Annotated in this window: 19 protein-coding genes; 3 read left to right on the top strand and 16 right to left on the bottom strand. The window is 35.6% G+C overall.

The features are described 5' to 3' along the window. Positions 1-262: 262 nt before the first annotated feature. The 13 genes from rpe to tamL form a co-directional block, all read right to left on the bottom strand. Positions 263-925 (bottom strand): ribulose-phosphate 3-epimerase, encoded by a 663-nt coding sequence (gene rpe, locus BLV64_RS11000; protein WP_092135306.1) that lies wholly within the window; start codon positions 923-925, stop codon positions 263-265. Positions 926-954: 29 nt separating this feature from the next. Further along, positions 955-1,374 carry a BLUF domain-containing protein gene (locus tag BLV64_RS10995; RefSeq protein WP_092135303.1) on the bottom strand — a complete coding sequence of 140 codons (420 nt, stop codon included), beginning with the start codon at positions 1,372-1,374 and terminating at the stop codon, positions 955-957. 230 nt (positions 1,375-1,604) lie between these two features. After that, the gene (locus BLV64_RS10990) at positions 1,605-2,468 is read right to left on the bottom strand and encodes a sigma-70 family RNA polymerase sigma factor (RefSeq protein WP_055435630.1); all 864 of its coding nucleotides are present in this window, start codon (positions 2,466-2,468) and stop codon (positions 1,605-1,607) included. A 151-nt stretch (positions 2,469-2,619) separates the two neighbouring features. Beyond that, positions 2,620-3,819, bottom strand: coding sequence for a glutamate-5-semialdehyde dehydrogenase (locus BLV64_RS10985; protein WP_092135300.1), 1,200 nt, complete (start codon positions 3,817-3,819; stop codon positions 2,620-2,622). Positions 3,820-3,829: 10 nt separating this feature from the next. Beyond that, positions 3,830-4,600, bottom strand: a complete 771-nt coding sequence (proB, locus tag BLV64_RS10980) for a glutamate 5-kinase (RefSeq protein WP_092135297.1) — start codon at positions 4,598-4,600, stop codon at positions 3,830-3,832. Positions 4,601-4,614: 14 nt separating this feature from the next. Further along, positions 4,615-5,421 carry a pyrroline-5-carboxylate reductase gene (gene proC, locus BLV64_RS10975; RefSeq protein WP_092135294.1) on the bottom strand — a complete coding sequence of 269 codons (807 nt, stop codon included), beginning with the start codon at positions 5,419-5,421 and terminating at the stop codon, positions 4,615-4,617. Positions 5,422-5,722: 301 nt separating this feature from the next. Continuing rightward, positions 5,723-6,226 (bottom strand): hypothetical protein, encoded by a 504-nt coding sequence (locus BLV64_RS10970; RefSeq protein WP_092135291.1) that lies wholly within the window; start codon positions 6,224-6,226, stop codon positions 5,723-5,725. Next, positions 6,205-7,239, bottom strand: coding sequence for a hypothetical protein (locus BLV64_RS10965; RefSeq protein ID WP_092135288.1), 1,035 nt, complete (start codon positions 7,237-7,239; stop codon positions 6,205-6,207). The genes BLV64_RS10970 and BLV64_RS10965 overlap by 22 nt, the downstream gene beginning before the upstream one ends. Before the next feature lie 315 nt (positions 7,240-7,554). Next, positions 7,555-9,801 carry a polyribonucleotide nucleotidyltransferase gene (locus BLV64_RS10960; RefSeq protein ID WP_092135286.1) on the bottom strand — a complete coding sequence of 749 codons (2,247 nt, stop codon included), beginning with the start codon at positions 9,799-9,801 and terminating at the stop codon, positions 7,555-7,557. A 202-nt stretch (positions 9,802-10,003) separates the two neighbouring features. Then, complete coding sequence (gene rpsO / locus BLV64_RS10955; protein WP_092135283.1) at positions 10,004-10,273, bottom strand: 30S ribosomal protein S15; 270 nt, start codon at positions 10,271-10,273, stop codon at positions 10,004-10,006. Positions 10,274-10,635: 362 nt separating this feature from the next. Next, positions 10,636-11,493, bottom strand: coding sequence for an acetyl-CoA carboxylase, carboxyltransferase subunit beta (gene accD / locus BLV64_RS10950; protein ID WP_092135442.1), 858 nt, complete (start codon positions 11,491-11,493; stop codon positions 10,636-10,638). A gap of 180 nt (positions 11,494-11,673) precedes the next feature. Next, the gene (gene fbaA / locus BLV64_RS10945) at positions 11,674-12,741 is read right to left on the bottom strand and encodes a class II fructose-bisphosphate aldolase (RefSeq protein ID WP_092135280.1); all 1,068 of its coding nucleotides are present in this window, start codon (positions 12,739-12,741) and stop codon (positions 11,674-11,676) included. A 128-nt stretch (positions 12,742-12,869) separates the two neighbouring features. Next, positions 12,870-15,401 (bottom strand): translocation and assembly module lipoprotein TamL, encoded by a 2,532-nt coding sequence (tamL, locus tag BLV64_RS10940; RefSeq protein WP_092135277.1) that lies wholly within the window; start codon positions 15,399-15,401, stop codon positions 12,870-12,872. A gap of 78 nt (positions 15,402-15,479) precedes the next feature. On the opposite strand from tamL, the gene BLV64_RS10935 reads away from it, so the two are divergent. Continuing rightward, positions 15,480-16,202, top strand: a complete 723-nt coding sequence (locus BLV64_RS10935; protein WP_092135274.1) for an RNA methyltransferase — start codon at positions 15,480-15,482, stop codon at positions 16,200-16,202. A 23-nt stretch (positions 16,203-16,225) separates the two neighbouring features. Here BLV64_RS10935 and porT read toward each other — a convergent pair whose 3' ends face one another. Further along, positions 16,226-16,951 (bottom strand): type IX secretion/gliding motility protein PorT/SprT, encoded by a 726-nt coding sequence (gene porT / locus BLV64_RS10930; RefSeq protein ID WP_092135271.1) that lies wholly within the window; start codon positions 16,949-16,951, stop codon positions 16,226-16,228. Position 16,952: 1 nt separating this feature from the next. Then, positions 16,953-17,681: a bifunctional demethylmenaquinone methyltransferase/2-methoxy-6-polyprenyl-1,4-benzoquinol methylase UbiE gene (gene ubiE / locus BLV64_RS10925; protein ID WP_177165326.1), complete on the bottom strand. Its 729-nt coding sequence runs from the start codon at positions 17,679-17,681 to the stop codon at positions 16,953-16,955. Between the two features lie 129 nt (positions 17,682-17,810). On the opposite strand from ubiE, the gene trkA reads away from it, so the two are divergent. Together trkA and BLV64_RS10915 are read left to right on the top strand one after the other, a co-directional pair. Further along, positions 17,811-19,160 (top strand): Trk system potassium transporter TrkA, encoded by a 1,350-nt coding sequence (gene trkA, locus BLV64_RS10920; RefSeq protein ID WP_092135265.1) that lies wholly within the window; start codon positions 17,811-17,813, stop codon positions 19,158-19,160. A gap of 4 nt (positions 19,161-19,164) precedes the next feature. Continuing rightward, positions 19,165-20,670 carry a TrkH family potassium uptake protein gene (locus BLV64_RS10915; RefSeq protein WP_092135262.1) on the top strand — a complete coding sequence of 502 codons (1,506 nt, stop codon included), beginning with the start codon at positions 19,165-19,167 and terminating at the stop codon, positions 20,668-20,670. 108 nt (positions 20,671-20,778) lie between these two features. On the opposite strand, the gene BLV64_RS10910 is transcribed toward BLV64_RS10915, so the two are convergent. Beyond that, complete coding sequence (locus BLV64_RS10910; protein ID WP_092135259.1) at positions 20,779-21,198, bottom strand: CBS domain-containing protein; 420 nt, start codon at positions 21,196-21,198, stop codon at positions 20,779-20,781. Positions 21,199-21,580: the final 382 nt, after the last annotated feature.

Here is a 21,580-nt window from a genome sequence, read left to right as displayed (position 1 = left end):
ACACAATGATTAGCTACGGACTTTTATTTAGATGGAAGTTGGGAGCGCGTCGCGACTATAATAAACACACTACCACTTATAGAAATACCACATGAAAGCTTATATGAATAGCTACACCTAAGCCAAAAACCTCGCATTTATTTCAATTGAAAAAATTAAAATACACACCTCAAAACTTCTAAGAGAATAAAAGCAAACACTATTTTAAAAACAAAAGGCTTCAATTACTTGAAGCCTTTTTACTCTGATATAAGGTGTTTGGTTAATTATTAACCAAATCTTTCAAGTCTTTTATCGTGGACGTTGGATTATCACTTTTAAACACATAAGATCCAGCCACAAGTGCATCGGCACCGGCATCTACTAATTGTTTAGCATTTTTGTTAGTTACACCACCATCGACTTCTATTAGTGTTTTTGCGTTTTTTCTTTCAATTAGTTTTTTTAGATCCTTAACTTTATTAAACGTGTTTTCAATAAAACTTTGTCCGCCAAAACCAGGATTCACACTCATAACCAATACCAAATCAATAGCGTTAATCGTGTCTTCTAAGACGTTAATATTAGTATGTGGATTAAGAGCTACTCCCGCCTTCATTCCAGCATCCTTTATAGCTTGTATCGTTCTGTGTAAATGCGTACAAGCTTCATAATGTACCGTAAGAATATCACTCCCTAAATCGGCAAATGATTTGATATAGCGATCTGGATCGACAATCATTAAGTGAACATCTATTGTTTTGGTAGCGTGTTTAGTAATCGCTTTTAAAACGGGCATACCGTAAGAAATATTAGGCACGAAAACACCGTCCATAATATCAATGTGAAACCAATCGGCATCACTAGAGTTAATCATTTCTATATCGCGTTGTAAATTTCCGAAATCTGCAGCTAATACAGAGGGAGCAATTAATTTTGAAGACATAATTTTTGTTGAGTTGTTGTTTTACAAAATTATGATATTTCTGAATGTTCTTTAAGCAGATTAGCTAAAAAATTTGAAAATACATCACTGTGCTCTTTTTTGTTAACTTCCAAGTGGTTAACATACTCTTGTAAAGCGTACAAAGAGTCTATATTCTGAAGCACAGAATAATCGACTTCAAAGCTATTAAAGGTGTATTCCTTTATAGGTTCGTTGAGAATTACTGTAATATCCTTATGTCTATTATCTTTTAGAATACTATTAAATAAATCGTCAATTTTTTGAGACTCCCCTTCTATAATTTGTAAAAAGGCATCTTCATGAACAACCAATATGCCAACAACGCCGATAGTGTCATTTCTTTTTTTGGATTCATCTAACAAGGCCATATTTTCCAAAATAGTACGGTTTCCTCGTGGGTGACTCTTGTAGCAAATGGTTTTAATCATAGATCTATACTATACTCTTTAATTTTCACAACAAACAAATGTAAGATTAATCTTTAATTAAATAATAGTAATCCACGTGAAAACTAACACAATATGGTGTTAAATTTATTTAAATAAATAAACCCACGGTAATCAGCCGTGGGTTCTTTCATCAATCAAAAAACGAACAGTTATCTTTTTTCACCAAGGTGAATAAATTTTACTGTTTGTTGTGGTTCTTAGGATGTATCTTATCCTAAGTATGTTTTTAATATTTTACTGCGAGACGTATGTTTCAGTCTGCGTATTGCTTTTTCTTTAATTTGTCTAACACGTTCTCTTGTTAAATCGAAAGTTTCTCCAATTTCTTCCAGTGTCATTGGGTGTTGGTTACCTAAACCAAAGTATAGTCTGATAACATCAGCTTCACGAGGTGTTAGTGTTTCAAGCGCTCTTTCAATTTCAGTACGTAACGATTCATGTAATAATTCGCGGTCTGGATTTGGAGATTCACCAGAGTTTAGTACGTCGTAAAGGTTAGAGTCTTCACCTTCTACTAATGGTGCATCCATACTAACGTGGCGTCCAGAATTCTTCATCGATTCTTTAACGTCGTTAATAGTCATATCCAATTCTTTTGCAATTTCTTCTGCACTTGGCGGACGCTCATGTGCTTGCTCTAAGAATGCAAAGGTTTTGTTGATTTTATTAATCGATCCAATTTTATTAAGCGGTAAACGCACAATACGAGATTGTTCGGCTAAGGCTTGTAAAATAGATTGTCTAATCCACCAAACAGCATAAGAGATAAATTTAAACCCACGCGTTTCATCGAAACGTTGTGCGGCTTTAATTAAACCTAAATTACCTTCATTAATTAAATCTGGTAAAGTTAATCCTTGATTTTGGTATTGCTTAGCTACCGATACAACGAAACGCAAGTTAGCCTTAGTCAACTTTTCAAGAGCGATCTGATCACCTGCCTTGATGCGTTGTGCTAATTCTACTTCTTCGTCTGCGGTAATTAAGTCAACTTTTCCAATTTCTTGAAGATATTTATCTAATGAAGCGGTCTCCCTATTGGTTACCTGCTTGGTAATTTTAAGTTGTCTCATCTAAAATAAAGTGATTTTACTGCGTGAATAATTTGCTATCGATAGTTATACGTAGAAAGACTTCTTTTTGTTACAAAAAAAAGGGATTAAATAATTAAATCACCTAACCCCTTAATAACTAACGTATTAATTCGTAATTAATCTAAAAAAACTACACACGGATATGTCCATCACCAAAAACATAGTATTTATTAGTTACTAATTGTTTTAATCCTAACGGACCACGGTGGTGTAATTTATCGGTACTAATAGCCAATTCTGCACCAACGCCCATTTGGCCACCATCGGTAAACCTAGTGGAAGCGTTATGATAAACTGCGGCGCTATCCACTTGCTCCATAAAGGTTGCTGCTTGTTGCTGACTTTCGGTTAATATCGCTGCGGAGTGTCCGCCAGAAAACGTATTAATTACAGAAATTGCTTGATCTAAATCTGATGATTCAGCAATTAATAATTTCATCGCCAAAAACTCTTCATACCAGATGGATTCCTCTTGAATTACTTCTTCATTAGGCAATATATTCCCAATCGCTTGATCGACAACCAAAGCGACATCTAGTTGTTTTAAAACCTGCTGAAGCTCCTTTACTTTCGCTTCATAATTAGGAATGCTTTTATTAATTAAAACTTTATCCAAGGCATTACACCCCGAAATCTTATCTGTTTTAGCGTTCACAATCACTTTAACTGCTTTATCCCAATCGGCATCTTCGGCAACATACAAAAAGTTATTACCTCGACCACTAATAAGCACAGCACAGGTAGCATTGTCTTTAACAAACTTAATTAATCGCTCACCTCCTCTTGGCACTATAAGGTCTAATTTCTCGGTTGGATTACGTAAAAATTCTTGTGTTTCTTCACGCTTAAGATGCAATAATTTAATCCAATCTCTAGATAAATTATTTTCTTCTAAAGCCTCATGCCAGCATTTTTCAAGAATGAGATTACTGTGAATCGCTTCTTTACCACCTTTTAATAATATCTTATTATTGGCTTTAAACGCAAGTACTGCGGCTTCAATAGTGACATCCGGTCGCGACTCGTAAATGATTAAAATAGTTCCAAAAGGCGCTGTTTTATTCGTAATCTCTAAACCGCTATCTAAGGTAATACTCGAGATCTCTTGATTTACAGGATCCTCTTGATGTCTTACTTTTTTAATAGCGTTTATCATGTCATCGATTTTATTATCATCAACAACTAATCGGTCATACAATGCGCGATCTTCTTTATTAAACGCTTCTAAATCTTTTTTATTTTCTTCTAATATTTTGGTTCTATCTCTGTCTATAATGCGCATCATGGCATCAAGAACCTTATTTTTTATATCTATTGGTAATAATTTCATTTGCTTGTTTTTAGTGAATAAATTTTGTTCCGATCTCCTTATCATCAATAATATCGACTATTACATTTTGTCGTTTACCATTGGCGATATAGGTAGGAATCTGTTTTTTCGCGGTTTTTTTTGCAATTCTTAATTTCGAAGCCATACCGCCACGGCCTTCGCCTTCTTTTTTGTTAGAAGCCTGAACATACTGTTCGACGTTTTCATTCCCTTTCACCTCACTTATCTGTTCAGAGTCTTCGTCATCAGGATGCCCGGTATATAGTCCGTCGGTATCCGATAGGATAATTAAGCGATCGGCATCTATAAGCTCGGCGATTAAGCTTGCAAGTTCGTCGTTGTCTGTAAACATAGACATAGTAATTGATACTGCATCATCTTCATTGGCAATAGGAATAATGCCTTCCGATAGAAGCCCTTCATAACAATTAATCATATTATCTCTATGCACGCCCATATCAAAATCACGCTTTGTAGCCAAAACCTGTGCACATCGCATTCCGTAATCATGAAACAAACTATAGTAATGACGCATCATTCGAGGTTGACCTACCGCAGAGTAAACTTGTCTACGCACCGATGCATCTTGTATATTTGTTTCTCCAATAACTTCTTTTCCGGCTATTGCCGAACCTGAAGACACTAAAACCACCATGATATCGCGTTCGTAAAGCACTGAAATTTGACGAACTAGTTCTTTTAGTACTGGGCCTAATATTCTATTATCTTTATTTGTAAGTACATTGGTACCTACTTTTACTACTACTCTTTTTAAACTCATAAATGTGTTTTCTATTAATACTCTTTCCCTAATTCGACAGCTCTGTTAAAAGCAGCATACGCGGCATCTTGAATAAGCTGATTTACATTATTAGCATCTAAGGAATCTATAGCTGCTTGGGTGGTGCCTCCTTTAGAAGCCACACGAGTAATCCAGTTTTCTGGTGATATGTCATTTTGGTTAAATAACTCAATTGCACCTTCAAATGTGCTTCTTACCAATATTTTAGAGTCGAACTGCGAAAAGCCCATTTTTAGAGCAGCTTCTAACATTGATTGCATAAAGTAAAAGACATAAGCTGGACCACTACCAGAAATACCCGTAGACGCATCGATAAATTTTTCTGTTTCCACGTGAATTGAGGTCCCTGTAGTATCTAATAAATTACGAACCATGATAAGTTCTAGTTTAGAAACAGCTTCAGATTCAGTATAAGAAGTAACACCTTTGCCCACTTGAGCGGGTAAATTGGGCATAGTTCTAATAACTTTTTCTATACCTAATTGATCTTGTATTAATTCTATAGTTACTCCTGCCATTAACGATACAAACAATTGATCATTATTAATTAAAGGTTTCATTTTTTTAAATAAATCCTCACAGTGGTATGGCTTTACCGCTATAAATACTACATCGGCTTTTGGAAGACAATCTTCAAGATCGTCGTAAACATTAAAAAGAGGTTGCTGAACTAATAGTTTAATTTTTTTTGGATCAGTATCGTATATTCTTAATTTGTGCTTACTCAATAAAGGCGATGTCGCCATCCCTTCCGAATAAGTTAATCCCATGTTTCCTGCTCCAATTACTAATACTTTCATTTTGTTTATTATTAATTCTAATTATTAATTCTACTGTAAAATGTGCAAGTACTATGCGAAAGTGCCAGTTATTTGATTTAATTTCAAGAATCATCAATTTGGTAACAAATTACCGTAAAATTGAGATGTTGTTAACAATTTGAGGATTTACTTACGACTTTGGAAATAGCAAGACCTTGACACCACGTTAAAAAGCTGACATATTGTCGGAAAAACAGTCCGATTTTTAAATATAACCCCGATTTTAGATTGTTTTTTTAAGAATAACCATGTTTTACTACGTTTTAAATATTGGTCATAGCTACCAATCGGGTGTTCCTGACAAAGCACTTACTAGGGTATGGATATATCCTTTAATACCATCTTGTGAAAGGGGCAAGGTGTACTCATGGTATTTACCACAATCTTGAGCTCCAACAATAAACTCCTCTAAACGAATGGTATTACCTTCAATTTTGTAGTAGCCTACATTGCCCTTTTTTAAATTATTATACTGATCTAATAAAGGACCACTCGTGTCTAAAGCGTTTGAAATAAACCTACCATCACTAAAAAAACGCAAAAAACTAGTGTATTCACTTTTCTTACCTCCATCCATTTTAAACGACGTTGAGTAGATATGATTCGTTTTTATAACGTCTTCTTTTTTCAGAATATAGGGCGTTTTCGCCAATTTAAACTTACTTTTAAGAGGTCGCTCGCCTCCAAATTCTGTAGTGTAGAATTTTTTTTGAAGTAAGGGCGTACAGCAACTTTGAATCAAAACCCCTAGTAATGATAGTATTACCAATTTTTGCCACCCCATGCTTCTATAGTTTTATAATTATATTCAAATTTAAAATCTTTTATCGCTTTATGAATGGCATTTTGGAGCCAAGCATCTCCAATTAAATCCACCGAAATAGTATAGCCATCACTGCTATTAATGCGAACATAAGTTGAGGCTTTATTTAACCTTTTCTGATAAGGGGATTGACGGTGAAATCCCGATTCGAAAGCGTTCTCATTATTCCGACGTAATAGCTCTCGCCGTTCATCGTCGTTAAAGCTACCTTTTCCGTCTCGAGGACCTTTAAAATAATCCCCAGAAAAATCTTGAAATCCGACTTCAAAAAATGGGGTTGTTACTACTAAACCTCCTGTCCACCCCATATCTGTCCCCGCACCAAAATAACCTATACGCGTATCGTTATTGGAGCTCACATTTACATCACCAAGCCTAAACCCAATCATCCCTTCACGCTGAATGTTATCTAAAGAAAACTGATTATTATTAATTGCCGAATTCCATGTTAAAAGCTGACCGTAGCTAAAGGAATTTTTAAAGGTATTAAGTGAAGGTATTGGAGCGTTGTAATTTAATGCATAAGATTGTAGTGGTGTTCCTGTTCCTCTTCCTACAGTAAGATTAACCGCAGCTGTAACATCTACAACAAGGTTATTTTTATTTACACCGGTGCCTAAACCACCATTATAAGCTGAGAAATGAAGCGAGGATGTCCCTCCAAAATTACCCCATCGGTTCCCATAACCTACATTCGCCGAACCGCGAAGTCTAATGGTATACCCCACTTGTATTTGCAATCCGAAAGTAACACGAAACCCTCCACCTGGAGGGTTGACTCCTGAAGCCCCCTGGGCAAGATTGTTTTTTTGAGTTATGTTTTTTACCGCTTCTTCAATATGTCTTTGCAAGCTAGTCATCGCCCAAAAATTTGCACTACGCTGTTCTTGTCCGAAATCTCGAATACTAGAATGAATAGCGTTGGTTAATTCGCCATCGAACGACTGTATATTAAATAAAGAATTAGATACCATGTTTACGCGCTGTTGGTTTCGTTTTTCACCAAGTTAAATCCTCTTTCTTTTCGCAATTACTTGGTGTGCCCTACTATTGTTTGGACAGATATAGTTTTGGATACTATAAATGTACTGATTTTTAATAAATTAAATAATTAATTATGAAGACATGTAATACATAGGGTTAGGTTAGGTTAGGGTAGAGTTTAGAATGATTAGTAGGTTATTTCGACGTATTGGATCTCACTAAAATAACAGTTTACGACTAACAGAGGCACAAAAAAAAGCCCTTCAAAATAAATTGAAGGGCTTTTAGTTATTTTAAAAAAGTGTTTAGTCTTTTTTATCTTCTCTAGGTTTTCTGTCGTCTCTACGGTTATCGCGTCCACGGTTGTCTCTACCTTTATTACGGTCGTTGTTACGATCGTTATCTCTTGGCGGTCTTTCTTTAAAACCTTCTGGTTTTGGTAAAATCGCTTTACGAGATACTTTTTCTTTACGTGTTCTAGGGTCTAAACCGAAGTATTTAACTTCAAATTCGTCACCCATATTAACCACATCGCTAACATTTTCTGTACGTTCCCAAGCCAATTCACTAACGTGTAATAAGACTTCGTTACCTGGAGCATCTAGATACTCAACAACAGCACCAAAATCTAACATTTTAATGACTTTCACTTTGTATACGTTACCCACTGTAGGCTTAAATAAGATCGCATCAATTTTTGCCATAACAGCATCAATACCTTTCTTACCAACACCTAATATTTCTACAATACCTTCTTCAGTAACTGGATCTTCGTTAATAACGATAGTCGTCTCAGTTTCTTTTTGCATTTCCTGAATTACTTTTCCACCAGGACCAATTAAGGCACCGATAAATTCATTAGGAACACGTCTTGTTACCATTGTAGGCGCATGCTCTTTAACTTCAGCATTTGGTTTAGCAATAGTATCTGTTAACTTCTCTAAGATATGTAAACGACCTTCACGCGCTTGTTTTAGTGCATTCACTAAAATCTCGTATGATAAACCTTTTACTTTAATATCCATTTGACAAGCGGTAATACCATCGGCAGTACCTGTTACTTTAAAATCCATATCTCCTAAGTGATCTTCATCACCTAAAATATCAGATAATACAGCATATTTTCCAGATTCAGCATCAGAGATTAATCCCATAGCAATACCAGAAACTGGTTTTGTCATTTGAACACCGGCATCCATTAAAGCCATAGTTCCAGCACAAACTGTTGCCATAGAAGACGAACCGTTAGATTCTAAAACTTCAGATACAACACGGATTGTGTACGGACTATCGTCTGGCACCATACCTTTTAAAGCACGTTGTGCTAAGTTACCATGTCCGATTTCACGACGTGATGTCCCACGGATTGGTCTTGCTTCTCCTGTACAAAATGGAGGGAAGTTATAATGTAAATAGAAACGCTCTTCACCTTCGTAAGACGGCATATCTAATTGGTTAGCGTCTCTAGACGTACCTAAAGTTACTGTTGCTAATGCTTGTGTTTCACCACGAGTAAAAACTGCAGAACCGTGAGTAGATGGTAAGTAATCTACTTCACACCAGATTGGTCTAATTTGGTCTGTTTTTCTTCCATCTAAACGCAAGCCTTCATTTAAGGTTAGATCGCGAATAGCTGCTTTTTCAGCTTTTCTATAATAATCAGATACTAATCCTCCAAAATCAGCCAATTCTTCTTCAGAAAAAGTCGCTTTTATATCTTCTTTAATCTGTTGAAAAGCAGCACTTCTTTCATGTTTAGCAGATCCAGCTTTTGCTATAGCATACACTTTATCGTAGGCCATATCATACACTTTTTTCTCTAAATCTTTATCTTCTCTTTCTGGTTCGTATTCACGAACGGCTTTCTTTCCAAAGGCTTCAGCTAATTTTACTTGAGCAGCACATTGTACTTTAATCGCTTCGTGAGCAAACTTAATAGCGTCTGCCATTTCCTCTTCAGAAACCTCATCCATTTCACCTTCTACCATCATTACTGAGTCTGCAGAAGCACCAATCATCATCTCTAAATCAGATTCCTCTAATTGAGCACGTGTTGGGTTGATAACAAATTCACCATTAACACGTCCAACTCTAACTTCAGAGATAGGGCATTCGAAAGGTAAATCTGATAATTGAATAGCAGCAGAAGCGGCTAATCCTGCCATAGCATCTGGCATAACATCATCATCATGAGACATTAACTGTATCATCACCTGAGTTTCAGAGTGATAATCTTTAGGGAATAACGGACGTAAAACACGGTCCACTAAACGCATCGTTAATACTTCACCGTCACTAGGTCTTGCTTCTCTTTTAAAGAACCCTCCTGGGTAACGACCTGCCGCAGCAAATTTTTCTCTGTAGTCTACCGTTAAGGGTAAAAAATCTACGTCTTTTTGTTCGTAATTGGAAACAACTGTACATAACAGCATACATTTCCCTGACTGCACCACAACGCTACCATGCGCTTGTTTTGCTAATTTTCCGGTTTCGATAGAAATCTCTCTCCCGTCACCAAGGTCTATGACCTCTTTAAATACTTTTGGAATCATAATTTTAATTCTAAGTTCTAGCCCATTATTGCTGACTAGAACGATGTTAAACAATGGTCGTTGTGTTGTTGTTGTAGTAGTAGTTGTTGTATGACCAATGAAAAACTGTAACTAGCTTCTTCTCTATGCATTTTACCCTCTTGCATTTGAGGATGTTTAGGTAATAAAAAACCACGCTTGTAGGCGTGGTTTAAGAGTTAGATTATTTTCTTAATCCTAGTTCTTTAATAATTGCACGATATCTTAAGACATCTTTCTTAGTTAAATAGTCAAGTAAAGCTCTTCTTTTACCTACTAGTTTTACTAATGAACGCTCTGTATTATAATCTTTACGATTGTTTTTTAAGTGCTCTGTTAAATGGCTAATTCTGTACGTGAATAAAGCAATTTGCCCTTCAGCTGAACCGGTATCTTTTGGTCCTTTTCCGTGTTTTTTGAAGATTGCTTCTTTTTCTTTTTGATCTAAATACATGCTAATATTGTTGTAAATGATTGTTATGTAAACGAAAGTATATCTTTCGATTTGCAAATATACTTATTTTTATTGATTTGTAATTATATACAAATAAAAAAAATGTGAAGGTTTTTTAAAAGCGATACTCAACGCAATCAAAAACAGGTCTTGGCAACCTTGGTGTTGACGATTTACAAGTTATAAACACGCTTACATTATTAATTAGTAAGCGTTTATTTGTAGTCCTTATAAAAGAACAAACAGCGTCATGTGGTAGTAGTGTGAAATGTATTTTGCTATAACTACCTCTTATATTAAGCAAAAAAAATGGCATACGTTTAATATAACGTATGCCATTTAAAAATTTACAATCTAATACACTAAGCGCGCATTGGCTGATTAGTAATTAAATCGATATATTGATTTACTTTATCTTTTAATGATTTTCTATGTGTGATAAAATCCAAGAACCCGTGTTCTAATAAAAACTCAGCGGTTTGAAAATCTTCAGGCAAGTCTTTCCCTGTAGTATCTCTTACAATTCGCGGTCCTGCGAATCCGATTAAGGCACCAGGTTCACTTATATTAATATCTCCTAACATAGCGAAAGACGCTGTAGTTCCTCCTGTAGTGGGGTCTGTACATAATGAAATGTAAGGAATCCCAGCATCGGCAAGTTGAGCTAATTTTACAGACGTTTTAGCCAATTGCATTAATGATAATGCAGCCTCCATCATTCTTGCACCTCCCGATTTTGAAATAATCATAAACGGAAGTTTGTTTTTAAGCGCGTAGTCTGCAGCTCGTGCAATTTTTTCTCCTACAACACTTCCCATAGATCCACCAATAAAAGCGAAATCCATACAAGCGATAACTAAATCTTTTCCTTTAGATTTCCCTACAGCTGTACGTACGGCATCGGTAAGGTTCGTTTTTGCTTGCGCTGCTTTTAAGCGTTCCGGGTATTTTTTTGTGTCTTCGAATTTTAAAGGATCTTTAGAAGTCAGGTCTTTATCGAATTCTTTAAATTTATTATCGTCAAATAATATTTCGAAATATTCTTTACTTCCTATTCTAACATGGTATCCGTCTTCTGGACTTACATAAAAGTTTTTCTCTAATTCTTTAGAGTCAACGATCTTACCCGTTGGAGATTTGTACCACAATCCTTTAGGAATGTCTTTTTTCTCTTCGGTGGTAGTATGTATTCCTTTTTCTTTTCTTTTAAACCAAGCCATTGTATCTGCCATTTTTAGTTTATTACGATTGTTGCTTATGTGCTAAAATCGCTGCGTTAAGGATTAAGCAATTTGTTTGAGCTCTTTATTTTTTACTTAAAAAAAATAAAAGCGAGTTGCGAAAGCCTGACCACAAAATTAAAGTTTTGTTTTTAATTTTGTGGTAACGCCATTAAAATTTTATAAAGTATTTACGTTATTAAGGTCTTCGAATGCCTTTTTAAGACGCTCTACAAAAGCCAATTCACCTTGTCTAAGCCATACTCTTGGATCGTAATATTTCTTATTTGGCAACTCCGCTCCTTCTGGATTACCAATTTGCGACTGTAAATAGTCTGTTTTTTCTGCCATATAATCGCGTACTCCTGTAGTAAACGCGTATTGCATATCGGTATCGATGTTCATTTTTATAACACCATAACCAATAGCTTCTCTAATTTCTTCTAAAGTAGACCCCGAACCGCCGTGGAATACGAAATCGATATGATTAGGTCCCACATTGTATTTTTTAGACACATACTCTTGAGAGTTTTTAAGAATTTTTGGTGTAAGCTTTACATTCCCCGGTTTGTAAACCCCGTGAACATTCCCGAAAGCTGCCGCAATTGTAAACTGATCGCTCACTTTACTTAACTCTTCGTAAGCATAAGCTACTTCTTCTGGTTGCGTGTATAATTTTGACTCATCCACATCGCTATTATCGACACCATCTTCTTCTCCACCGGTGATTCCTAATTCGATTTCTAAAGTCATCCCCATTTTACTCATTCTCGCCAAGTACTCTTTACAGATAGCGATATTTTCTTCAAGTGGTTCTTCACTTAAATCAATCATATGCGAGCTGTATAATGGTTTTCCTGTTTCTTTAAAGTGCTGTTCGCTGGCATCCAATAAACCGTCTATCCAAGGTAGTAATTTTTTAGCACAGTGGTCTGTGTGTAAAATAACAGGTACGCCATAAGCTTCAGCTAATAAATGCACGTGTTTTGCTCCGGCAATACTTCCTAAAATTGCTGCTTGGTGGTTATCGTTACTTAAACCTTTACCGGCGTTAAAAACACCTCCACCATTAGAAAATTGAATAATTACAGGGGCATTTAAAGCCGCTGCTGTTTCTAAAACGCCATTAATACTGCTTGATCCGACAACGTTTACTGCTGGTAGCGCAAAGCCTTTTTCTTTTGCTAGTTTAAAAATTGCTTGAACTTCTTTTCCAGTTGCAACTCCTGGTTTTATTTGGTGTGCCATGTGTTATGGTTTTTTTATTGTAAAATTGAACGTCAAAAGTAATGAATTTTGATTAATTCTCTAAGTGTTGCTTGACAATTGGGTGGACGGTTGGTTTACACCGAGAAACGACAAATGAAGACGACAGATTAAAACGGGTAGTTGATACCTATATTATAAACCGCATTGGCAAAATTATAATTGGTAAACCAACGGTTATTTTCAGGGTAAGAAGGGTCGTAAGTTTTAAAACCGATATCCCCTCTTAACACAAAGAAGTTAAAATCATAACGCAAACCAAAACCAGACCCTACCGCGATATTTTTAAGTGATGAGAAGGAATTAAATGTGGCTTGCTCATCTTCAACATCATCCAATACATTCCATATATTTCCTGCGTCTATAAACAAAGCACCGTTTACTGGTCCAGAGATATTAAAACGCTGCTCTACACTAAACGCTATTTTTAGGTTGGCTTCGTTGAATTCGTTTGTACTTTGCAAACTACCAGGCCCCAGGTCGTAAGGCGACCATGCACGGTTATCGTTAGCACCACCGGCAAAGAAACTTTTTGAAAATGGAATATTATTAGAATTGCCATAAGGAATAGCAATCCCTAAAAAAGAACGCATAGCTAGAACGTTTTTATTACCCAAATCCCAATACTTCACATAATCGATTTCCGATTTCACATACTGAGAAAAAGCAACATTAAACAATTCGTAGCGGTCATTATTATTTTTTTGAAGTCCTAAAACCTTAGAAGCCGTAGCTAAAACATTCCCTGCTAACTCAAAACGCAAACGTAAAATAGAAAAGTCGTTATCGAACAAATTATCGCGTTTATCTTTTACGTAGCTAAAATTTGAAGCTAGGATAAGGTTGTCTTCGGTGAGTCTGTTTTTACGTTCATTAATTGCCTTAACCGTTAGAACATCATTGTTTGAGATGGAATTTGCCAAATTACCAGTCACTACAGCGTTTATAAAATCGTTGGTTTGATTAGGGTATTCTAAATTATCTGCACCCGAAATATAGCCAGTATTTATTGCGATATCATTTAGCGTATTGTAGGTGTTTCTATACACTCCGAAATAATTACCTACATTTTGATTTTTTACAAACTGAATATTAAATATATCTAACCTATTGGTTACGGTTTCGTTAGGGAACCACTTATAATTAATACGCCCTGTAAACGTGTTTTTATCTAATCCTACGTTGGTCTGACTCGTTGTCGCCAGACTGATTAGCGTAGAGGGGAACATGGATTTCGGAATAATCTTAGACGTATTAAACGGTGAAAACAACCTCGGAATTCTCAGGCGTAAGTCGGCACCAATTTCATTAATATCGAAAAATTTATCGCGATCATTAGCACCATCCTTTGACGCTCCAATAGAAGCTATTGCCCCAATTTCTAATGTTTCGGCGCCTCTGAAAACATTTCTAAACAACAAACTCGGACTTAATGAAAATCCGACACTTTGAATATTACTTTGAGATACCTCAGCACTCAAATCTAAACCGAATTTTTTTATTGGTGTTAAATAAATATTTGCCGTTAACGTCGTGTCTTGGTTTTCTATATAATCAATTCTCGGGTACTTAAACGTGTTAAGATTTGATATGATTCGCGACGTATAAGGCCTGTTTTTATCTTTAAATACTGAATTGGGTGTAATAAACACCGCATCCGTTAATGTTTTTGGGTTATAGCGTAATTTATCAATGCTATAAATATTAAAACCATTATACGTCGTTGTATCTGTTATAACCTTGTTCTTATTCTCGAAGGCACTATTTGTATAGATATTAACGTCTTTTACTTTATAAACTTGAAATGGCCTAAAGGATGACGAATCACCTTGAATGGTTTCGCGGTTACTAATTTGCAGGTCGACATTTACTTTTTTTGTCTTACCAATGGTATCCATTTCGAAATAAAAATAGTCTTGAGAGAAGTGAAAAACACCATTGTTACGCATCACTTCTGTAAGTCGATCTTTTTCTTGTAAAACAGTTTCCGTTTTATATTGGGTGTTTGGTTGTATTAGCGACTTGTCTTTCGTCAGGTTATAAAGCGAGTCGACTACTGGCGATTGTATTTTTGTTGTTAGCGAATCTATTTGATATGGTTTACCTGTTTTTATGGTGTAGGTTACCTTACCGCGTTTATTTTCTAATTTTTCGGTGTTATAGTCGGCTTCTATATCAAACCAACCGTTATTCCAATAATAACTTTCTAATCGTTTTACAGATTTCTTGTTTAAGGTATCATTAATAACAACAGGCGCTTCACCGGTTCTTTTTATCCACTTATTAAAATTAATTCGGGATTGGTAGTAGCGGTTTAATTGTTTTTTTGACAAAAAGCGTTCCCAGCGTCGTTTACCTTGCATTTGCTTATTTTGCTTGGCTTCAATTATAGAATCTATATTTGGTCTAGCAAAATTGTAGATATGTAAACGAAGAGGCGCATTAATTAGCGGAAGCTTGCTATTCGGTTTTTGATAAATTAAATTGGTAATCGCCTCCTTTTTTTCCTTTTTATCGTTAACAATTAAACTGGCCTCTGTAAGCAAATGCTCGTTTTCGGCAACGCGTTTAACCGAATTACATGCCGTTAACAACCCTAAGGTTAAAATTATAAGTAGTACTTTTGATCGCTGATTTTTCAAAAACAGAAAATTATTAATAGTTACTAGTAAGCTTTAATTACATTGCAATTTATAAACATTCAAAAATACATTTTTTAAATGCTATCAAAAAGCCAAATAAAAGTTATAACGCGTTTAAAGCAAAAAAAATATAGAGTACAGGATGGAATTTTTGTTGCTGAAGGGATAAAAGTGATTAACGAGCTTTTAGAATCTCATTTAGAATTGCAGCAATTATTTACTACAGTCAGTTTTGGTACTGCTTTAGAAAAAGAACAGTTGATAACGGAAGCTGAATTAAAAAAAATAAGTTTTTTAAAAACCCCTAATAAGGCCTTAGCGCTTTTTAAAATCCCACAACAACAGGCTATTCCAACAAATCAATTTGTTGTGGCCTTAGATAACGTTCGCGACCCCGGTAATTTGGGAACCATAATACGCTTGTGTGATTGGTTTGGTGTTGAAGAATTGGTCTGTAATACAGAAACGGTAGACTGCTATAACCCAAAAGTTATACAAGCCACAATGGGGTCTATTACCCGTGTAAACGTGAGTTATATAGATTTAGAAAGCTACCTTAAAGCGTCTAACAGTCCCGTATTCGGAGCCTTTATGGATGGCGATAACGTCTATAAAACCACCTTACCAGAGACAGGTATTTTAGTATTAGGTAACGAAGCCAATGGCATCTCTCCGGAAATAGAAGCTTTGGTTACCAATCGTATTGCAATTCCGAGATTTGGAGCTTTACAAGCCACCGAAAGTTTAAATGTGGCAACGGCAACAGCTATTTTACTCAGTGAGTTTAAGCGCGGGAAGTAGTAGCTCGCTTTTTAGAGTCCGGTTTACCTAAAGGTGAAATTTATAAAAATCCCTCTTGTTTTCATAGAAGAGATGTTTCCTGTCCACGGACTATTAGGATCGACATCTCTAATTAACTCATCATTTAAAGCAAACACCCCACGAATTGATGGTGTGAATTTAAACCAATATAAGTAAAAATCGATTCCGAAACCTATATCGTAGAAGAGTGTGTTTTTAGTGGTTCTAAACTCTCCACCACTATTATCCTCTGGATTTTTTTCGTTACTCGATAAATTCAAAGAAGTCGCCAAACCAAAAGTTACAAATGGCTTGAAGTTGTTGATTCGCTTGGTTGAAAAACGTAATAAAAGCGGAATATAAACGTAAGTAGATTTCACTTCTCGCAGTAAGTCGGAATCCTTTAATTCTTCGGGCTCGATAATACCATCAAAATAACTCTCCGGGTAGATTAAATTTCTTGCACTTATTACTAATCCTGGCTCTAGACGCACATTAATGTAATCGTTAAGACGCACATCGCCAACTAGTCCTACATTAAAGCTAAAGGTTTTTTCAGTTTGAATTTGTTCCACATTAGAATTATAATCAAAATTATAATCCAAACTATTGGTTCCTAAATAATACCCCCAACTCAGCGTTTGCTTATCCATACTTTGATTGTTCTGAACACGTTCTTTAGTGAAAAGTTGTGCAGTACTGGCTTGGTAAAAAAAGAATAAGGTGATTAGGGCAATTATTTTTTTCATATTACTGTTTTGACGCTTTATAAATTGTTGCTACTCCAAAGGTTTGTGGCAGATCTTGAACATTTATAAACCCAATATTTCTTAAAATATTGTTTAACACCTCTCCGAAAGGAAATTGAGATGCAGAATCACTAAGGTATTTATAAGCGCTTTTGTCTTTAGAAAACGTCTTACCAATAAAAGGTAAAATATTTTTAGAATAAAAATTATAACCTTGTTTGTAAGGCGTTTTGGTAGGCATCGATGTTTCTAGAATAACAAAAGTTCCACCCGGTTTTAAAACACGTAATATTTCTTTTAAACCAGTCTCTAAGTTTTCAAAATTTCGAACACCAAAAGCAACCGTTATGGCATCAAAACTACTATCTGAAAACGGTAAATGTTCAGAATCACCAAGTACCATTTCAATTTTAGAATCTAAATTTTTCTTTTTAATTTTTTCAACTCCTACGTCAAGCATCCCTCGGCTTATGTCTAACCCAACAATTTTTTCGGCATCGGTTTCCGCTAAGTTTATTGCTAAATCTCCTGTTCCAGTAGCGATGTCCAAAATAGTTTTGGGCTTACTATCTTTAACAATTTGCACTACTTTTTTTCGCCATTTTATATCTATACCGAAAGAAATTACACGGTTTAAACCATCGTAGTCACCAGAAATGGTATCGAACATTTTTGTAACCTGCTCTTTTTTACTAAGGTCGCTGTCTTTATAAGGGTTTACTTTTGCCAAAATTTCAAATTTTTAGCAAAGATAATACATCTAGCGTCTTTAATAAACTTGAAAACAAATAATTAATAGCAAAGGCAGTTATTAATTTTAATTATCTTTGTATTCTCTTTTTTAGATATTATATAATACATGAAAATAATTATTGCTGGTGCTGGTGAAGTAGGATTTCATTTGGCAAAGCTTTTATCCTACGAATCTCAAGAAATAACATTAATTGATACCGATAGAGAAAGTCTTTCATATGCCGATAATCACTTAGATATCAAAGTGATTAAAGGTGACGCCACCTCAATAGCTATTTTAAAAGAAGCTCGGGTAGATTCTAGTGATTTAGTCATTGCTGTAACCGCCTCAGAGACTACAAATATTACAGTTTGTGTATTAGCTAAACAATTAGGAAGCAAAAAAAATATTGCCAGAATATCTAATACTGAATTTATAACCCATAAAGACGAAGTTGATTTCACTGGCTTTGGTATCGATGAGTTAATTTCTCCTGAAGCCTTAGCGGCTAAGGAAATTGAGCTACTCCTAAAGCAATCGGCATTTAAAGAAACCTATCAGTTTGAAGATGGCGCTTTAACTATGGTGAGTTTAAAACTGGCTAGAACAGCCCTTTTTGTTGGACGATCTGTAAAAGAGGCCGCCGAATTATTTTCTAAAATTCATTTTGTTCCCATCGCCATCCAGCGTTTTGGAACACAGTTTACTATTATTCCTCGGGGTGACACTCAGTTTAAAGAAGGAGACACCGTTGTTTTTATTACGTCTAGAGATGGCGGTGAGGAATTGTGTCGCATGACAGGAAAAACCAACCGACCTATTAAAGATGTAATGATTTTAGGTGGAAGTAAAATTGGATATAAAACCTCTCGCGATTTAAGTCAGCATAATTTTAATGTAAAACTAGTCGAAAAGAACCGGGAAGCGGCATTCGATTTAGCCGATCAGCTACCCAATGTTTTAGTAATTAATGGCGACGGAAGAAATGTAGAATTACTAGAGGAAGAAAACATTGAGGATATGGACGCGTTTATTGCGGTTACAGGAAATTCTGAAACCAATATCATGTCTTGTCTGGTAGCAAAATCTAAAGGAGTACCTAAAACAATAGCTCTTGTCGAAAACATGGATTATTTTGAACTGTCGCAGTCTATAGGAATCGATACCCTGATAAACAAGAAGCTTTTAGCAGCCAATAATATTTTTAGATACATAAGAAAAGGAGAGGTTATTGCTATGACCAAACTGAATAATATGAACGCGGAACTGTTAGAATTTAGAGTAAAACCGGTGTCTAAAATTTGCAATAAACAGATTAAAGATGTCGAGTTCCCTAGATCGGCAATTATAGGCGGAGTTATAAGGGATGGTAAAGGAATCATTGCTTTAGGTGATTTTAAAATTCAAGCTAACGACTATATGGTTGTTTGTTGTTTACCACGCTCGATAAAACAAGTTGAAAAACTCTTCCTATAATAGCATGGCTAAGCATTTAAAACTCAATTTTAAAATTATTCTTCATTTTTTTGGACTACTCGTCCTTTTTAATGGAGGTTTTGTCTTATTGGCGAGTTTAGTGAGTTGGTTATATAATGATGGGGTAACTTTCAGATTGTTCCTTTCGGGGATAATCACATTAATTATTGGTGCTATCGCTATGATTATAACGAGAGACCATAAAAAGGAAATTAAAAAACGAGAAGGCTATATTGTCGTATCTTTTGGCTGGGTGGTAATGGCGTTATTTGGCACCCTACCCTATTTGCTAACCGGAACAATCCCTAGTTTTACAAACGCTTTTTTCGAAACCATGTCTGGTTTTACAACCACTGGAGCTACGATTTTAAATGATATTGAAGTGGTCCCGAAAGGGGTCTTATTTTGGAGAAGTTTAACCCATTGGATTGGAGGTATGGGGATTATTGTTTTAGCGGTAGCCATCTTACCCTTACTAGGGATTGGAGGAATGCAACTGTTTGCTGCGGAAGCCCCAGGACCTAGCGCCGATAAATTACACCCTAGAATTACAGATACAGCAAAGCGATTATGGTTAATTTATTTCGGATATACTGCTGCTGAAACGATTTTACTACAAGTAGCGGGAATGTCTTTTTTTGATGCTATAAACCATTCTATGTGCACCTTATCAACAGGTGGGTTTTCAACAAAAAATGCAAGTGTAGCGTATTGGAATGACACGCCATTAATACAATATATAATTATATTTTTCATGTTTTTAGCCGGTACAAACTTTGTACTAAGTTATTACGCTGTAAAAGGAAAAGTGAGTAAGATTCTTGGGGATGACGAGCTCAAATTATACTTTAAGTTTATTGTTATATTTACAGCCGTTGCTGCTTTAATCATTTATTTTCAAGCCGATTTAAGTCAGTCCTCTATCGACCACCCTATGGTGTTAGGACCTGCTGAAAGTGCTTTTAGACACGCGCTTTTTCAAGTGGTTTCGGTGATAACCACAACCGGGTTTGTGACTGCCGACTTTACGCTTTGGACACCATTTTTAACCTTGCTATTTTTCGGACTGATGTTTTTAGGGGGATCGGCAGGAAGTACTTCTGGGGGTATAAAAGTGATGCGCCACCTAATTACCATTAAAAACGGCTTTCTAGAATTTAAACGTGCCTTACACCCCAATGCTGTTTTACCCGTTCGCTACAACAAGCGCTCTGTGCCTGCCGATATTGTATATAACATCCTTGGTTTCTTTATTTTATATATGCTATCTTTTATTGTTGGTGCTTTAGGCTTTTCGATGATGAATTTAGGCTTTAGCGAATCGGTAGGTTTAGCGGCCTCTAGTTTAGGAAATGTAGGACCTGCTTTAGGAGAGTTTGGACCAGTAAATAACTACGGGGCTCTTCCCAGTATAGGCAAGTGGTGGTCCTCCTTTTTAATGCTTATCGGACGTTTAGAACTGTTTACAGTACTCGTGTTATTAACTCCGTTCTTTTGGAGGAATAGATAAGTAACACCACTCTACCATTTTTAATAAGGAGACTGTAAAGCCTAGCCTGTTCCCATTTTTTGAAAATGCACTATTTAAAAACGGGAACCTTAAAAAACCAAGTTTTTATTAGTACTGCTGAATTAAATAATTAATTAAATCGGTCGTTGTTACAATACCCACTAGTTTATTATCATCTACCACTGGTAACGCATGAAATTCTTTTTTAGCTAATAATTCAGCAACTTCTTTAATTAAGGTTGTAGAGGACACACTAATTATGTTTTTAGCCATAACCTGCTCTATGGTAAACATATTATAAACGATAGCTTCTACATCCTTCTCGTCTTCATCTACAGCATCGACAAAGCTAATTCTTAATAAATCGGTATAACTTAACATTCCAATAATGGAGTCACCACTAACAACAGGTATATGTCTAATCGTATGGTTTTTAAATAACTCCTCGGCGGTCTCTAAACTATCTGTAAGGTTTAAAGTTATAATGTCTGTCGTCATTATTGACGCTACTGGTGTTCTTTTTTTCATGTGTAGTTGTTTTTAGAATTCATTATAAAATTACAATTAACTCCACTGAAAAAGAATGACATATATCACTAAAATAACTTATTACACCCTTTAAAGTTCTAGGTATTTCACCTTTCCGGTAAGATATAAAACACCTTGAATTTTCACACTATAATGCGACAGCGTACAACCACTTAAGAGATCTAAAACTAAGACTCAGACACGTACATGAATGTACATCTACAATAAAAAACACACTATTTAAAAAACAAAAAAGGCTAACATAAAATGACAAGTAGGCCTGACACTATATTAACACTTTTAATTAACTGTTGACCGCAATAGGTCTGATTTTAAATTGTAAAGAAAATAATTTGGTGATTTTGATACAGGTCACGAATGG

It is taken from the genome of Bizionia paragorgiae (assembly GCF_900107625.1).
In the GTDB taxonomy this organism is placed as follows: domain Bacteria; phylum Bacteroidota; class Bacteroidia; order Flavobacteriales; family Flavobacteriaceae; genus Bizionia; species Bizionia paragorgiae.
The sequence above is the reverse complement of the archived record's forward strand: the minus strand, read 5'-3'. Positions and strand labels throughout refer to the sequence as shown.

Excerpts from the sequence above, each read along its gene's own strand:
- BLV64_RS10985 (WP_092135300.1), bottom strand. The coding sequence starts at position 3,819 with ATGAAATTATTACCAATAGATATAAAAAATAAGGTTCTTGATGCCATG.
- BLV64_RS10960 (WP_092135286.1), bottom strand. The coding sequence starts at position 9,801 with ATGATTCCAAAAGTATTTAAAGAGGTCATAGACCTTGGTGACGGGAGA.
- proB (WP_092135297.1), bottom strand. The coding sequence starts at position 4,600 with ATGAGTTTAAAAAGAGTAGTAGTAAAAGTAGGTACCAATGTACTTACA.
- BLV64_RS10995 (WP_092135303.1), bottom strand. The coding sequence starts at position 1,374 with ATGATTAAAACCATTTGCTACAAGAGTCACCCACGAGGAAACCGTACT.
- porT (WP_092135271.1), bottom strand. The coding sequence starts at position 16,951 with ATGAAAAAAATAATTGCCCTAATCACCTTATTCTTTTTTTACCAAGCC.
- proC (WP_092135294.1), bottom strand. The coding sequence starts at position 5,421 with ATGAAAGTATTAGTAATTGGAGCAGGAAACATGGGATTAACTTATTCG.
- rpe (WP_092135306.1), bottom strand. The coding sequence starts at position 925 with ATGTCTTCAAAATTAATTGCTCCCTCTGTATTAGCTGCAGATTTCGGA.
- fbaA (WP_092135280.1), bottom strand. The coding sequence starts at position 12,741 with ATGGCACACCAAATAAAACCAGGAGTTGCAACTGGAAAAGAAGTTCAA.
- BLV64_RS10915 (WP_092135262.1), top strand. The coding sequence starts at position 19,165 with ATGGCTAAGCATTTAAAACTCAATTTTAAAATTATTCTTCATTTTTTT.
- BLV64_RS10970 (WP_092135291.1), bottom strand. The coding sequence starts at position 6,226 with ATGGGGTGGCAAAAATTGGTAATACTATCATTACTAGGGGTTTTGATT.
- BLV64_RS10990 (WP_055435630.1), bottom strand. The coding sequence starts at position 2,468 with ATGAGACAACTTAAAATTACCAAGCAGGTAACCAATAGGGAGACCGCT.
- accD (WP_092135442.1), bottom strand. The coding sequence starts at position 11,493 with ATGGCTTGGTTTAAAAGAAAAGAAAAAGGAATACATACTACCACCGAA.
- trkA (WP_092135265.1), top strand. The coding sequence starts at position 17,811 with ATGAAAATAATTATTGCTGGTGCTGGTGAAGTAGGATTTCATTTGGCA.
- BLV64_RS10910 (WP_092135259.1), bottom strand. The coding sequence starts at position 21,198 with ATGAAAAAAAGAACACCAGTAGCGTCAATAATGACGACAGACATTATA.
- BLV64_RS10935 (WP_092135274.1), top strand. The coding sequence starts at position 15,480 with ATGCTATCAAAAAGCCAAATAAAAGTTATAACGCGTTTAAAGCAAAAA.
- BLV64_RS10965 (WP_092135288.1), bottom strand. The coding sequence starts at position 7,239 with ATGGTATCTAATTCTTTATTTAATATACAGTCGTTCGATGGCGAATTA.
- rpsO (WP_092135283.1), bottom strand. The coding sequence starts at position 10,273 with ATGTATTTAGATCAAAAAGAAAAAGAAGCAATCTTCAAAAAACACGGA.